At 40.7% G+C, this 14,324-nt stretch carries 14 protein-coding genes, 1 tRNA gene and 1 pseudogene; 6 read left to right on the plus strand and 10 right to left on the minus strand.

What is annotated here, in order from left to right:
- Positions 1 to 128: 128 nt before the first annotated feature.
- From ACM5QX_RS09665 to ACM5QX_RS09685, 5 genes and pseudogenes are all read left to right on the plus strand, one after another.
- On the plus strand, positions 129 to 743 hold the full coding sequence (locus ACM5QX_RS09665; RefSeq protein ID WP_414753333.1) for an alpha/beta hydrolase: 615 nt from the start codon (positions 129 to 131) through the stop codon (positions 741 to 743).
- A gap of 154 nt (positions 744 to 897) precedes the next feature.
- Complete coding sequence (locus ACM5QX_RS09670) at positions 898 to 1,110, plus strand: DUF2555 domain-containing protein (protein WP_011320507.1); 213 nt, start codon at positions 898 to 900, stop codon at positions 1,108 to 1,110.
- A gap of 76 nt (positions 1,111 to 1,186) precedes the next feature.
- A complete protein-coding gene (coaBC, locus tag ACM5QX_RS09675; protein WP_414753334.1) occupies positions 1,187 to 2,419 on the plus strand; it encodes a bifunctional phosphopantothenoylcysteine decarboxylase/phosphopantothenate--cysteine ligase CoaBC in 1,233 nt (410 codons plus the stop codon).
- A gap of 141 nt (positions 2,420 to 2,560) precedes the next feature.
- Complete coding sequence (locus ACM5QX_RS09680) at positions 2,561 to 3,385, plus strand: Rpn family recombination-promoting nuclease/putative transposase (protein WP_414753335.1); 825 nt, start codon at positions 2,561 to 2,563, stop codon at positions 3,383 to 3,385.
- A gap of 8 nt (positions 3,386 to 3,393) precedes the next feature.
- Positions 3,394 to 3,711: pseudogene (locus ACM5QX_RS09685) on the plus strand (DUF4351 domain-containing protein); the annotation flags it as partial.
- A gap of 206 nt (positions 3,712 to 3,917) precedes the next feature.
- On the opposite strand, the gene ACM5QX_RS09690 reads toward ACM5QX_RS09685, so the two are convergent.
- Positions 3,918 to 4,002: transfer RNA gene (locus ACM5QX_RS09690), tRNA-Ser, on the minus strand.
- Between the two features lie 245 nt (positions 4,003 to 4,247).
- On the opposite strand from ACM5QX_RS09690, the gene ACM5QX_RS09695 reads away from it, so the two are divergent.
- Entirely contained in the window at positions 4,248 to 4,715 is a 468-nt protein-coding gene (locus ACM5QX_RS09695) for a hypothetical protein (protein WP_414753336.1), read from the plus strand.
- A gap of 269 nt (positions 4,716 to 4,984) precedes the next feature.
- Here the strand turns inward: ACM5QX_RS09695 and proB are convergent, their stop codons facing one another.
- From proB to arsM, 9 genes are all read right to left on the minus strand, one after another.
- Positions 4,985 to 6,094: a glutamate 5-kinase gene (gene proB / locus ACM5QX_RS09700; protein WP_414753337.1), complete on the minus strand. Its 1,110-nt coding sequence runs from the start codon at positions 6,092 to 6,094 to the stop codon at positions 4,985 to 4,987.
- A 298-nt stretch (positions 6,095 to 6,392) separates the two neighbouring features.
- Positions 6,393 to 6,932 (minus strand): YqeG family HAD IIIA-type phosphatase, encoded by a 540-nt coding sequence (locus tag ACM5QX_RS09705; protein ID WP_011320501.1) that lies wholly within the window; start codon positions 6,930 to 6,932, stop codon positions 6,393 to 6,395.
- A 283-nt stretch (positions 6,933 to 7,215) separates the two neighbouring features.
- A complete protein-coding gene (locus tag ACM5QX_RS09710; RefSeq protein WP_011320500.1) occupies positions 7,216 to 7,794 on the minus strand; it encodes a DUF3727 domain-containing protein in 579 nt (192 codons plus the stop codon).
- Between the two features lie 140 nt (positions 7,795 to 7,934).
- Positions 7,935 to 8,390: a Holliday junction resolvase RuvX gene (ruvX, locus tag ACM5QX_RS09715; RefSeq protein ID WP_414753338.1), complete on the minus strand. Its 456-nt coding sequence runs from the start codon at positions 8,388 to 8,390 to the stop codon at positions 7,935 to 7,937.
- Between the two features lie 110 nt (positions 8,391 to 8,500).
- A complete protein-coding gene (locus ACM5QX_RS09720) occupies positions 8,501 to 9,745 on the minus strand; it encodes an N-acetyltransferase family protein (protein ID WP_414753339.1) in 1,245 nt (414 codons plus the stop codon).
- A gap of 205 nt (positions 9,746 to 9,950) precedes the next feature.
- Positions 9,951 to 10,157 (minus strand): hypothetical protein, encoded by a 207-nt coding sequence (locus tag ACM5QX_RS09725; RefSeq protein WP_414753408.1) that lies wholly within the window; start codon positions 10,155 to 10,157, stop codon positions 9,951 to 9,953.
- 798 nt (positions 10,158 to 10,955) lie between these two features.
- Positions 10,956 to 11,963 carry an arsenosugar biosynthesis radical SAM (seleno)protein ArsS gene (arsS, locus tag ACM5QX_RS09730; RefSeq protein ID WP_414753340.1) on the minus strand — a complete coding sequence of 336 codons (1,008 nt, stop codon included), beginning with the start codon at positions 11,961 to 11,963 and terminating at the stop codon, positions 10,956 to 10,958.
- Between the two features lie 43 nt (positions 11,964 to 12,006).
- On the minus strand, positions 12,007 to 12,966 hold the full coding sequence (locus tag ACM5QX_RS09735; RefSeq protein ID WP_414753341.1) for an anion permease: 960 nt from the start codon (positions 12,964 to 12,966) through the stop codon (positions 12,007 to 12,009).
- A gap of 15 nt (positions 12,967 to 12,981) precedes the next feature.
- Positions 12,982 to 13,950 carry an arsenosugar biosynthesis arsenite methyltransferase ArsM gene (gene arsM / locus ACM5QX_RS09740; protein WP_414753409.1) on the minus strand — a complete coding sequence of 323 codons (969 nt, stop codon included), beginning with the start codon at positions 13,948 to 13,950 and terminating at the stop codon, positions 12,982 to 12,984.
- Positions 13,951 to 14,324: the final 374 nt, after the last annotated feature.

Below are 14,324 nucleotides of genomic sequence, written 5' to 3' on the forward strand. Positions count from 1 at the left end.
TGTGAACTATATTTTTGAGTAAATTCTTTAAAGATAAATTTGACGAAGATAGAAACCCACTATAACCAGTATTCCAAAAGAGATAGGATTTATGAGGAGTATCAGATTTTAGGAGCAAACCTCTGTCTTTGCAATTCACTACCGTTCCCCCAGCTAACTCTCAAACACCCGCCGGCTTAGTTGTGACTTTGCATGGTTGGGGTGCTAATGCTGAGGATGTGGCATCTTTATTGCCCTATTTCAATTTGCCTGATTACCAGTTTGTCTTTCCCAATGCACCTTATCCATATCCTTATACTCCCCTTGGTAGGTCATGGTATGACCTAAGACAAGAAAATATGTATGAGGGATTGGCAGAAAGTCGGGAACTGCTGAAAGATTTTGTGCTTTCTTTAGAAAGTAGTACTGGTGTGCCTTTATCCCGCACTATCTTAAGTGGATTTTCTCAAGGCGGGGCGATGACTTTTGATGTCGGCTCAAAATTACCTTTAGCTGGTTTGGTGGTAATGAGCGGGTATTTACATCCTGAAGCTATTAGCCCAGATAATACTAATATCCCTTCAACTCTGATCCTACATGGTACAAGGGATGAAGTTGTCCCCCTGCAAGCTGCTATCAAAGCACGCACAACCGTAGAATCACTAGGTGTTCCCGTCCAATATCATGAATTTGATACAGGGCATGAAATCAATTTAGAAATGTTAAATGTAGCCAGAAATTTCATTGTGAATGCACTTGTTTAGTCTGAGTTACAATTTTTTTACAAAATATGGTATAAATCCTGAAAAATTTTAGGAATTCCATGCCATCTAGTGAGTAAGATAGATTGAGTGGCACTTTACAGCGCCACTTAACCCGTGCTGGGTGCAAATGCTGCATAAGGGAGGGGCAAGCATTATGAAAACTTTAAGCATTTCCAAAAAAGAAATTGCTGCCATGACCGCAGCAGAGGTGGAGGAACTGGCTACTCGTCTAGAGATGGACAATTACAGCAATGCTTTTGATGGTTTAAATGACTGGCATCTACTGCGGGCGATCGCTTTTCAGCGTCCAGAGTTGGTAGAATCTTACATCCATCTGTTAGATTTGGAACCCTACGACGAAGCATAGGTATTTTGATAATCAGGAGTTAGAAATAATTCGTAACTAAGAATTATACCTAACTCCTTAATATTCGGTTTTTGTTATGGCTCATCCTCAACCGCAAGCCGACAATCGAAAAGGTAGAGTTATCGTTGCTGTGGGTGGCGGTATTGCAGCCTACAAAGTTTGTGAGGTCGTTTCAAGTTTATTTAAATCTGGGGTGGAAGTCCGAGTTATTGTGACTCGTTCCGCGCGGGAATTTATTACGCCTTTGACTTTATCCACCCTCTCCCGTCACCCTGCTTATACAGATGATGATTTTTGGCAGCCTACTCACTCTCGTCCGTTGCATATCGAGTTGGGTGAGTGGGCGGATTTGTTGCTAATTGCTCCCCTCACAGCTAATACCTTAGCTAAATTAACTTACGGGCTGGCTGATAATTTACTTACCAATACGGTGTTAGCTTCCACTTGTCCCGTATTGTTAGCGCCGGCGATGAATACTGATATGTGGGAACAGTTAACGGTGCAGCGTAATTGGCAGCAGTTGTTAACAGATAGCAGATATCATGGTATTGGTACAGCATCGGGATTATTAGCGTGCGATCGCGTCGGTGCTGGTAGAATGGCCGAACCTCCAGAAATTTTGGCTTACACTCAATCCCTATTACATACTCAAGGTAAAAGAGATTTAGTTGGGAAGCGAATTTTGATTAGTGCGGGGGGTACAAGGGAGTATCTTGACCCGGTAAGGTTTATTGGTAATCCTTCCACAGGTAAAATGGGACTGGCTTTAGCCCAAGCTGCTTTACACCGTGGCGCAAAGGTGACATTGGTGCATGGGGTGGCGAGTTGGGATGTCCCTTTGGGTGTGCAAGCAATTCCCATTATCAGTGCGGAAGAAATGCAACAGGTAATGCTGGAATATTTACCCAACGCAGATATCATCGTTATGTCTGCGGCTGTGGCTGATGTCAAACCTCAAGATTATAGTACGGAGAAATTACCCAAGCGATCGCTCCCCCAGTCTTTACCTTTAGAACCTGTACCCGATATCGTTGCTCAACTAGGCAAACTCAAACAACCCCATCAGCGTTTAATTGGTTTTGCTGCCCAGACAGGGGATATAGTTACACCAGCTAGAGAAAAGTTATATAGTAAAAAATTAGATGCGATCGTTGCAAACCCAATCGACAAAGCAGATAGCGGTTTTGGTAGTGATAATAATCAAGCTATCTTCTTAGATAATCAAGACAGACAAGTGACAATCCCATCTTGTTCTAAATTGCAACTAGCTCACCATCTCTTCGATTTTGTCGGTAACCTGACACTATGATTCAGTAAGACCAAGCAACTGAGATACACACAAATCTTATTAAACAAGGTTAGTAAAGTTGAAAATATACCTCACCAACTCAGGAACTACTATAGCCCCATTTAATAATAATATAATCATGATATTAACTTGGTTCTTATTGTGAGTTTTGATAATGTTTGTAAGGTGCTTGCGGAGAAATATCCAAAAGATTTTATTCGATGGTTAATTGGTGAAGAATCTACCAATGTTAAGGTTTTAAAAACTGAATTAAGTTTAGAGCCTATTCGCGCAGATTCTGTGATTTTTTTACAAACTGGCAATCTGATTTTGCATATTGAATTTCAGACTTTAACACAGTCTAATCCCGCGATTCCTTTCCGAATGCTGGATTATTCTGTGAGATTAAAACGTCAGTACAAATGTCGAATTGTACAGGTAGTAATATTTTTGCAGGAGACAGATGATGAAATTGCTTTTACTGAAGAGTATGTGAATGAGACAACTATACATCGCTATCGTGCAGTCAGAATGTGGGAGCAAGATTCTAGCTTATTTTTGGGTAATTTGGCATTGTTACCGTTAGCACCTTTGTGTCAAACTGACTCACCACGGGATTTATTATCGCAGATTGCTCAGGAAGTCGCTAGAATTTCAGATAGAGAGACAAGGCAAAATACAGCAGCCTACACCGAAATTTTAGCTGGTTTGCGGTTTGAGAAGGGTTTGATTCGTCAGTTATTAAGCGAGGATATTATGCAGGAATCAGTTATTTATCAAGATATTTTGCAGAAGGGTGATAAACGAGGTGAGGAACGTACAATCATACGTCAGCTTAGTCGGCGTTTTGGTGAAATAGATTCGTCATTAATTGATCAGATTAAACTGTTGCCTATTGAAAAACTAGATATTTTGGCAGAAGCATTACTAGATTTCTCAGTTTTATCTGATTTAGTTACTTGGCTTGAGCAAAATATAAGTAGTTAAGTAATCATAGGCAAAATACAGCAGCCTATACCGAGATTTTAGCTGGTTTGCGGTTTGAGAAGGGTTTGATTCGTCGGTTATTAAGTGAGGATATTATGCAGGAATCAGTTATTTATCAAGATATTTTGCAGAAGGGTGAGCAGAAGGAAGCTTTTCGTTTTTTAAATCGACTGTTAAATCGACGCTTTGATGAGATAGATTCATCAATAGTGGAGCGTATCAAAACATTATCTACTGAAGAATTAGAAGCATTGGGAGAAGAATTTTTAAGTTTTTCCAATGTATCTGATTTAGTTACTTGGCTTGAGCAAAATACAAGTAGTTAAGTAATTTAGATAAAATATTTGGTTACAATGCCCAAAGGCGATCGCTTGAGTTAATTCTTTATTCATCGGGAAGTTTTCAGTAATTCTTTGAAGGTAGACAGATTAATTCCCCCAATAGATACCAGCAAGAGAGACTACTGGCGCTGTACAAGGCTAAGAATCATCTAACTGAGGTGATTGACTTATTGAGAATGGTGTAAAAAAAACGGAGAGGGGGGGATTTGAACCCCCGTTGGGTTTCCCCAAAACGCATTTCGAGTGCGTCACCATCAACCACTCGGACACCTCTCCAGATATTTATTCAATTAGGAAACTGCTGATACATAGTTTCCTTTAGCCATGATAGCATCTCGTTAGGTGAAGCGATCTCCTACCCATCGCTAGCAGTTTTCCGAACAGAATAATAGCATTTAACTACTTGTTAGAGAAGTCTTGACTAGGGGAAAACTCAAAACAAGACCCTGTAATGAAAAATTTGATGCTGACGTTTTCCGCAGATGATCAGGGTTTATTTTCAGCAAGTAGCTTAAAGCACCATGAAAATATTACCATACGAGACCTTGACAATCGTGACACCTGACTCATTGCCGATAGTTTTGCAACGGCTGAAGGCAAACATTGAACCCCCGAAAGCGTTGAGATTGTCCAGGAAACACACTACCTATCAAGGAAGCATATCTGAAGAGGGTTTTCAAATTATTCGTATAATTAATTACCGCCACTCATTTTTCCCAGTGATTCGAGGACGTTTTGAAGAGCAATCCGACCAAACCCTAATTCATGTGCAGATGAGCGTAAATACTGGTGCAATGGCATTTTTAGGGTTTTGGCTTTGGTTTTGGTATAGTGCGATCGTTCCTACAACTGTCACGGATATTATGCCTAGTCATATGGCTGCATTATTAATAGGAATGCCTATATTGATGTTAGTTATTTTTTGGCTAGCTTTTTGGTCGGAAGTAAGACGCAACCATACTGAATTAACCGACATTATTCAAGGATAAGTTTAGTTAGGCGATCGCTCGGTTCATCTACACACAAATTTCATAAGATTGTAATATTTTTGTCAAATGCTTATGTAATATTAAACCCAGGCTAAAAGATAAGCTCTGTACAAAGGTGGGTTCTCCTACCTTTTACCTATTTTTCAGGGTGCTAGTTGATACTTTTTTATGGTAAATTTTGTGGCTAAAGTAAGATTAACCCCGTTAGGTATCGGGGTTTTTCTCTTTTAAGTCAGCTAATCAAGAGAACATCTCTTTTCCCTACACCCCTACGTCAATACTAAGTTATCTCGATGGATCACGGTTTCTGCACCTACATAACCCAAAATAGTCGAAATTTCTTTAGAGTGACGACCACAAATTTGCTGTAAGTCTTTGCTGCTATAGTTAACTAGTCCTCTAGCAATTTCGTTACCTTGAGGATCTAATAGTTGTACTGCATCTTGAGGCTCAAATTCACCTTCAACGGTTTTAACTCCTGCTGGCAATAACGATTTACCTGCTTTAACTATGGCGGCGATCGCACCAGAATCTAAGTATAATTTACCTGTCGGGACTAAACCGTAAGCAATCCAACGTTTACGGGCGGAAGTTGGTTCTGGTTGGGGTTGAAAATGAGTTCCAATCAGTTCCCCTTGGATAATTTTTTCGATATTGCGGGGGTATCGTCCTTGAGTAATCACAGTACGCACTCCCGCCGCGATCGCAATTCTCGCCGCCGAAATTTTTGTCATCATTCCCCCAGTACCCCATTGAGAACCTTGAGAACCTGTTTGTACTTGTAAGTCTGCTAATTCTTTGATGCTTGTCACTAAAGATATCGGTCGGGCATCGGGGACAGAACGGGGATCGGCTGAGTATAATCGGTCTACGTCTGTGAGTAAAAATAGCCAGTCTGCCTCTACAAGACTAGCAACTAAAGCTGAAAGGGTATCATTATCACCAAATTTCAGTTCATCCACCGCAACGGTATCATTCTCGTTGACTACAGGAATTACCCCCAAGGCGAGTAATTCCCGAAAGGTGTTGTATACGTTGAGATAACGGCTACGTTGTACCAAATCGCTACGAGTTAGCAAAACTTGGGCGATCGGCTGTTGTAAGGTAGTAAATAAGTCGTCATATACGCGCATTAATCGACCTTGACCCACTGCGGCTACCGCTTGTTTGAGGGCGATCGCTTTGGGACGTTCGGTTAAACCCAACCGCGCACAACCGACTCCCACAGCCCCAGAGGAGACTAAAATCACCTGATTACCTTGCTGTCTTAAATAAGAGAGTGTTTCCGCCAAAGTTGCAATGGTGGAGAGGGCTAGTTGTCCGGTTTCTGGTTGGGTGAGGCTAGATGTGCCGATTTTGACGACAATTGTTTTGGTCATTGGTCAATGGTCATTGGTCAATGGTCAATAGTCAATGGTCAATAGTCAATGGTCAATAGTTTTTACTCTGGACTATTGACTTTGGACTATTGACTCTGGACTCTGGACTAACTACTCAATAGTAAAGCGCCAGTCCCTCTATAAGTGAAGGCTGACGCTTTACTGATTTATAGTTACTTGTTATGTACTAGGGTCTTTTATTGCTGACCCGATGTTATTAATACTTATGATCCCCGATTTTTTGCTGTTCATGGATTTCTTTAATTATTTCTTTAGATTTTAGTTATTTAACAAAATGTCAATTTTTGTAACTTTTTGTATGCTCAGGGTTAATAGAAGCTCCTAAAATCTCTGAGAACCAAACTTCAAAATTGCGGATAGGATGAGAGCGCAAAGCTGCATCAGGATGGATAATTGGCTCTACCAGAATGGTAAACATACCCAAGCGATTACCAGCTAAAACATCAGTAAATAAGCGATCGCCTACCATTCCTACCTGCTCAACTGGTAAATTCATTTCTTGCAGTGCCGCCCTAATTTTGCGGCGTGAGGGCTTGGCTGCACCTAAATAATAAGGTAAGTTCAAAGAACGGGCAATTCCCCCAATGCGGGCTTCACTCATGTTATTGCTCACCAACCACAGCGCCGTGACGCTGCGAATCTGCTCTACCCACTCTCTCAGTTCTGGTGAAGCTGATCCTACTGTAATTGGTACTAAGGTTTCATCTACATCCAAAACCAACCCCTTGAGCTGGTGGTGTTGAATAATATCTGGTGTGAGGTTCAACACTGAACCCGCCAAAATTAAATCAGGCTGTAAAAACTTGTGCCAAGTCATACTCTATCCTTGCGCTTAACTTAAAATGTGAAATTGCCCAAGGCAATACTACACCTACAAAATTTAAAATGCCAAAACCCACATATCTTGAGATTTTGACATTCTGTGTAGATTTATATTGATTACCGTGGTGACGTAATAACAAAGTTAGCCAACCGATAGCTACTAAAACGGCTTGACCTTGGGGATCAAATTTTCCTATGGTGCAACTAACTATGATTGGGAATCCTCAATTGAAAATTAAAAATGTCATCTTTTAATTTTTAACTGAACACTTTTGATATTATTCAACTTCATTAAAAAGTTGTTCTTCTAACAGGGGTTGCACTTTACGAAACTCTTCTGGGGAGAGTAGCACAGGCTGACCAGTCTTTGTAATTTTGGCAAAAAATAGCAGGGGATCAAGAGGCGTATAAATTGCGTACTCCTGTTCATCGTGATAGAAGTTAGCAAGTAGCTGGAGTTGCTCCGGTTCTAAATCTGCTGCTTCTTCTTCTTCAATTTCTAGAGTAAATAGCTCTGATTCTTCCACTGGTGGTAAATCACCAGCCACCGTCAAAGCATAAGCAGTCTGTTTGAGTACCAAGTTTTGTTCTGCTAGGACAGCCTGAGCAGTGGCAAAGATTTCGTCAATAATCGCATCATCAAATTCTACTAGGACTGCTTCTTCGTCTTCGTCTTCACCTTCCCAAGCAAAAATTTCTATGGGTGAATCGACAGGAAGTAGCAAAACATATTCTTGTCCATCTACCGAAAGCGAATGTTCTACATAACATTCAAGCGATCGCCCTTTTTCATCGGTTAAGGTGATGGAACCATTAGGAGCATTGTCGTTATCTTCGGAAAATGGAGAGGAAAACATAGCCAAGGTGTGAGACTTTATAAGTACCAACAGATGTAAACAAAGCTTTGCTCTTGAATGACAAATTATGTCAAGCAAATAGCTTTAATCTTAGATACAACTGCTGTGTAACAGCTTTCAGAATATCATGTTCAAAGGTATCAATACTCTACTGCCACTGAACTCTGAGCATTAGTTCGTCTAATATCCAACCACTGCTGCAAAATCAAAGCTGCTGCCTTGCGATCAATTAAACCTTTATTCCGTGATGGGGAAACATTTTCAGCGATGAGCATTTGTTCCGCTTGAAAAGAAGTCAGTCGCTCATCAACATATTCCACAGGTAACTGCAAAGCTTTCGCCAGCCTTGCTGTAAATTTCTGCACTTGACGAGCTTGAAATCCTAAAGAACCGTCCATTGAATATGGCAAACCCACCACCAAAACTTGTACCTGGCGTTCATTCACTATATTTTGTATTTGCTGGACATCCCGGTCAAAAGATGTACGCTCAACGGTGGTGATTCCCGTAGCAATCAACCCAGTGCGATCGCATCCAGCCACACCAACACGCTTACGCCCCACATCCAATCCCAAGGCTGAAATGTATTTAGTCATTAGTCATTAGTCATTAGTCATTAGTCAGTTGTCAGTTGTCAATAGTCAGTTGTCTTCCCCTGCTCCCCCTGCTCCCTCTGCCCCCTCTGCCCCTCTACTTCCCCTACTTCCTACTCCCCAATCCCCCCTTCTTCTGAATCTGGCTGATTGGGTAGTTCTTTAATCCCAAAGGCCATTGGTTCTGATGAACTGGGTACTGGAATATCTGGGGATGATTGCTGTCTGGTGTGTACCCAGGACATTCCCCCAGGGATGGGTTTGCGTGCGGGTTGCAGTCCTTGGAGAACATCAGTCCATTGAATTCCTTCTAGAGAGACAAATTTTGACTCCCGCAGTTTGTGCCAGACTGAACGAGACATGATCAGCGTGTGTTCTATGCGCTTGGCACCAATGCGTTCTAAATATTCTTCTCGCTCTGGTTGGTAATCAGAGGAAGCTAGTTGTAAACCTTGTTGGGGAAAATCTTGGGCAATTCGTGCCAGTTGAGATAATAATTCTGGGTATAGCCAAGTATAAGCAGGGTGGACTGTCAAGGTGGCAACGTGGGGAGTTTCGCCTTTGCGGTCTAGCTGTAACTGGAAATAACCGATTGCGGCTTTGCGTTGTGGTTCAAACACATAGCCGCTTACAACTTCAATTTTTGTCACCCATTGTTTGACTGCATCTCTTAAAGCGCCGAACAAACTGGTTTTAAAATCGCGGGTATTGCGATCGAATACTTGACGTACCAACGGTGGCATTGACGCTGTATCTAATTGATACAACAACTGAGCATCAGCATTGCTGACTGGTAAAAGATTGGGCAAATCTGGCTCGGCTTGCGCTAATTCACTTAATAATTCGGGATCAATTTCCCAATATGTCATTTCTGCCAAACGCTGAAATCCATTTTGCCGATAAAGCGCTAGTGCATCTGTATCATTGACATTAACTTCTAACAACCAAGTACGAGCTTCTAAAATCCCTTCAAAACAGTGGCGTAGTAGCTGTGAACCAATTCCCTGCTTATCAACAGCCCGATCCAAAATCACCCGATCAACTCGCCAAGTGCTGCGTGTCCGGTTAAACGGCGAAACTTGAATCATCCCTAAGAGCATCCGCCCCTGCTCGGCTACATAGGCGCAAAAGCGGTATTGTAGCGGGTTAGGGAACCAACTCAAAAACTTGAGTAACCCATACCAGCGACGTAACCATTGCATTCTATTCGCAATAGAACTAGCTCCTTGGGGGGTATGAGCTGCGAATGATTCTTGCGATATTCGCTCAATTCCGTCCAAGTCCCGATAATAGACTGGCCGGATGACAACGCTAAGATTTCGAGGAAGTAATGAAGTCATGTTGATTTGAGCTGCCATTTAGCCTTAACGGATTGGATCAGAGGAACTGCTGCAATAATTTTAACGGCTTTCCGCTCTTTGCTATTGCTCCCAAAGGGTGATTTTCGTAACTGAAGACTACAAAAAATGGAAAAAGCAGACTTGAGGGTAACACTTTTGGTGTGGAACCAACAATATCTGCTTTTATTTTATTTGTTTTTCTGTTATTTTATGTCTTTTTATATTATAATCTTTGCCGAGAAGCCTGCATCTCAAAATTAGCTTGGGTTTGATGCAGCAATTGTTGTCTACTATCTTCTATAGTCTGAGTCTGCCTTAAAGGTGGAACTAAATTACGTGCTTGCAAAGTCATGTGTAGCTGGAGGTTGGCAACATATTCGCTAATTTCTTCCTTTGGTAGAACTGTGCCTTTTAATAAGTTTGATTCGATTGCCACCGTATTCTCCTTATCCTCTGGTGCGATTGCGTCACATCATCAAAACTTATCACGTTGTTTCACTTGGCTTCTTACTTCGCAATGAAGTTTAACGGTTGTTTGCATTTGGTAGAGATGAAGTAGGAGGAAGAATATCTCAGGACTGATGCAAGTGTCACCATAGATGCTGAGTTCGTAGCGTCACACAACGGCAATAAAGCGGGAGGAAAATCCACACCGCTTTTTACCTCCCCTACATAAAAAATATGGCAGTTGTGTAAGTCCCATATCTTACTCAGCACTCATCTATAGAACAACTATAGAAAAAACCGCAAAACAATATAGTTTCGCGGCTTTTCGTGTGGTGTGAGGAGCTTAACTAAAGACCATCATAGGGCAACCGCCCGGTAGTGATACACTCGTAACAATTTTGGTAACAGGATTTTTTGGGAAGAAATTAATAATTGGCGCTCATACCGTTTTTTGATGTAGCTTGCCTGGCGTAGTACCGTAGAGACGTTGCATGCAACGTCTCTACATCATTTATTTGGCGCAGCTTCATATCAATTTGGTATTAGATATGTTGTGCGTTGGATTAAATACTTGGTCAAGAGTAATATTTTTATCTTTAATCAAAAAATAAAAACCGTAGAAACATTGAGTAATCCACGGTTTTTTTAATGTGGTGTGAGGAGATTTAAACTAAATACATCATAAACGAATCTCAGCTATTCTCAAGGCGAAATAACACTGTTTGTAACAAAATTAACATTTGCTGACATAGAGCGATTATCTGTGGCTTAGTCTTACCTGTCACACCAAAGCGCCACCGCAACTAGAACCACAACCAGCAGTACAACCATAGCAATAGTTTGCAGTTTGAATTTCATTAATCAGATCCAGACTACCAACCTCAATTAATTTAGCAACAGTCAGAGTTTCACCATTAAGAGTTTTCGCTGGTAAATTCATCATCTGATTAAAATCACAATCATATATATTACCTAGATAGTCTACAGATAATTGATTGCGACACATTAAATTTCCTACCGTATGAGGATTGAAATGCGATTCTAAAAAGTGCAAATAACTGGTATCTAATTTTTTCCGTTCTAAATAGAGTTTGGTTCTACCAACTGGTAAATTAGTAATAGTGAATAGGTTATTAAATTCAATATTGAAATGTTTTTGTAAGAAAGTTTTGTAATCTCGCTCTAATTTACTTTGTTCAGGAGTTAGGGAAAATTTTTCACTTGTAGGTAGTTGGGGATTATAAACCAAATCCAAAACTAAACTGGGGTCTATTCCATAACCAACTTGATTTAGCCATTGTAAAGCTTTAATTGAATCATCAAATACACCTACACCACGCATCTTATCGACATTATCCGCTAGGTAACAAGGCATGGATGCTACAATTCTGATTTTGTTGGCAGCAAAATATTCAGGTAAATATTTAAAGCCCTCCACAAAATAAATAGTTAAATTAGAACGGACAATTACCTGTTTATTATGTTGACGTGCGGCTTCTACTAATGGCTGAAATCCATAGTTCATCTCTGGTGCGCCGCCAGTTAAATCGACAATTTTAATTTGCGGAAATCGATGAATTACCTCGATTAATTGTTCGCAGATTTCTGCTGATAACTCTTCTGTACGTTTGGGACTAGCTTCAACATGACAGTGTGTACAAGCAAGATTACAGCGTTTACCTAAATTAATTTGTAAAACATTGATTTCTTGTTTGGTTAAGGGAGCATTTAACTGAGAATTAAAAGGAATTATTTTTGTATTTATGGTAGTGCTTGGTGTAGTTGTCATTGATGACTATTCCTGGATATAAGTTAAGATATTGAAGATGTTGCTAACCTTGTAATAGTCTATAGGTGATACCACCAATAATGGTGGCAATAGGTAAGTTGACCAACCAGACTAATAAAATTTGGTAAAAAATATATTTATTGGCTTTACTACCAACTAATCCTACACCAAAAATAGAAGATACTGCGACATGAGTTGTAGATACAGGTAACCCAAAATTACTAGCAAGAATCACTAGAATACTAGTAATCATATTGGCCGATACTCCCTGGATACGATTCATGGAGGTAATTTTTGTACTCATGGTTTCAGCAATTTTTTGAGAATTGAGTAAACCACCAAGACCCATAGCCATTGCGATGGTAATCATTGCCCCAGAAAGTGAGAAATAATCGATAATTAGGACTATAGAGACAATTTTGCTAGTATCATTAAGTCCTCTAGCAAAGCTGAATATACCAGCACTGATATAATGAAGAGTATCAATTATTTTATGATTTAACTGCCAATTCAGCCTAATACTTAAGTAATTAATTAAACTGTAAATTCCTGCACTGAAGGCAATAGCAATAATAGGACTTAATAATAGGGGGAAAATGAAATAGATTCCTAAAATGGCAAAATTTACCTGGAGTCCAAACGCTACCAGTCCAGCACCAAACATTGCACCGATTAAACTGTGGGATGTGGAAATGGGAAATCCCATCGTAGTAGCCAGTAGTACCGTCAAGCCAGAGGCGATCGCCACGGCTAAGTGAAACTCTGGTGCATTGGCGATCGCATCTGGTAAAATACCCTTACCAGTAAACTCTTTAACTATTGTTCTACCTAAATAAGTAGCAGTCAAAGAACCTGCAAAAGTCGTAAAAGTTGCCCACAAAATTGCTGTTTGGTAGCTTGTTGTCCGACTACCAAACAGCGTCGCTACACCCTTAAAGTTGTCATTAGCTCCATTAGCATAAGCCAGGAACAGGGTAGCAATAAACAAACTAATTAACAACATTTTGAGCAGTATAAATTAACAGCAACCACCACCGTTATAATGCCAAGTAGAATCAGTAATTATTACTTCTTTTGGCTTTACCGTTGCTAGTTTAGCAGCAGTTTTATCGCATACGGTTGCCGGAATGCCACGTTGTAGGATATGTCCGGCTTTGTCATCAAAAAATTCTTCGCAACCAGCATAAATTGCCGTTTTACCAGTAAAAATGCAAGCGCCATCTTCTGGGATAGGCACTTTGAATGAGACTGAATCGAGACTTTCTAAAAGTAAATGGGTTTCTAAGTTGTAAGTTTGGGAATCCAGTAAACGATAAGGACGACGCGCCCGGATTTCAATCTGACCAAAGCCAGCATCGATAATACGCTGGGTGTACTCTTCGTAGGTCAGTGCGCCAGACAAACACATAGCGCGTAACCGTTCATCTTGTTGTAAATGTGCCGGGATGGGACTGGTGGCAATAGGGTCACTCATTTGCAACCGTCCACCACACTTTAACACCCGATACGCTTCCTTGAGCGCACGGGTTAAGTCTTCAGGCTCGAAAATGTTAAACAAACAATTTTGAGCTACGATATCAACTGACCCATCTGCCACAGGTAAATTAAAGGCATCACCTTCACGAATCTCTACAAAACTACTTTCAAACCACGGGTTGTCTGTTAAAGCCATTTCTAGGTTACGTGCGGCTGCTTCTCGCATTGCGGCAACTGGGTCAACTGCAATTACAGCACCAGGGCGACGAGAAAAATAAGCAAATTGCAGTGCTTCTAAACCACCACCCACACCAACATACAAGACGGTAGGTTGCTTGCCAAGTTCCGTAGGATGAACAGTGGTTCCACAACCATAGTTCATTTCCTGCATGGATAAAGGAATTTTTAGCCCTGGTAGTTGTAGAGGTGTACTTTGAACACAGCACAGACCCACTTGCGGCGTTTGGGCAACTTCGCTATAAAATTGTGCGGCTGTTTCTAAATAGGTCATGGTCGTCTTGATATTGAGTGTTGGGTTGTAGAGTTGATTCTCTGCATTCTCAATATATAGCGGTTTGCAGTTGAGTCCCATCATATCGGGATTCAGCAACGCCAAAAAACAATATTGCGTCAAAAATCCCCATTGACAGACAATGGGGATGATAAAAACTTAGATATTAGAGACTATTTATAAAGTAAATATTAAGTAGGGTGTGTTACGGCTATGAAAGGATTTGGGACTCAGAGACAAGAAAATTTAGCCGTAACGCACCATCCGGCGGTGCGTTAGGCGCGAGGATAGTTATTTTGTGACCAATCATCAGGGAAATGAGCGCCTAACACACCCTACAATAATTTTATTTTTGCTTTATAAATAACCTCTTA

Source organism: Anabaena sp. CCY 9910 (genome assembly GCF_963920875.1).
GTDB lineage: Bacteria > Cyanobacteriota > Cyanobacteriia > Cyanobacteriales > Nostocaceae > Trichormus > Trichormus variabilis.

What these genes read in the sequence shown, in the direction of transcription:
- ACM5QX_RS09670 (WP_011320507.1), top strand. Translation starts at nt 898, where the DNA reads ATGAAAACTTTAAGCATTTCCAAAAAAGAAATTGCTGCCATGACCGCA.
- coaBC (WP_414753334.1), top strand. Translation starts at nt 1,187, where the DNA reads ATGGCTCATCCTCAACCGCAAGCCGACAATCGAAAAGGTAGAGTTATC.
- ACM5QX_RS09695 (WP_414753336.1), top strand. Translation starts at nt 4,248, where the DNA reads ATGAAAATATTACCATACGAGACCTTGACAATCGTGACACCTGACTCA.
- proB (WP_414753337.1), bottom strand. Translation starts at nt 6,094, where the DNA reads ATGACCAAAACAATTGTCGTCAAAATCGGCACATCTAGCCTCACCCAA.
- ACM5QX_RS09705 (WP_011320501.1), bottom strand. Translation starts at nt 6,932, where the DNA reads ATGACTTGGCACAAGTTTTTACAGCCTGATTTAATTTTGGCGGGTTCA.
- ACM5QX_RS09710 (WP_011320500.1), bottom strand. Translation starts at nt 7,794, where the DNA reads ATGTTTTCCTCTCCATTTTCCGAAGATAACGACAATGCTCCTAATGGT.
- ruvX (WP_414753338.1), bottom strand. Translation starts at nt 8,390, where the DNA reads ATGACTAAATACATTTCAGCCTTGGGATTGGATGTGGGGCGTAAGCGT.
- ACM5QX_RS09720 (WP_414753339.1), bottom strand. Translation starts at nt 9,745, where the DNA reads ATGGCAGCTCAAATCAACATGACTTCATTACTTCCTCGAAATCTTAGC.
- arsS (WP_414753340.1), bottom strand. Translation starts at nt 11,963, where the DNA reads ATGACAACTACACCAAGCACTACCATAAATACAAAAATAATTCCTTTT.
- ACM5QX_RS09735 (WP_414753341.1), bottom strand. Translation starts at nt 12,966, where the DNA reads ATGTTGTTAATTAGTTTGTTTATTGCTACCCTGTTCCTGGCTTATGCT.
- arsM (WP_414753409.1), bottom strand. Translation starts at nt 13,950, where the DNA reads ATGACCTATTTAGAAACAGCCGCACAATTTTATAGCGAAGTTGCCCAA.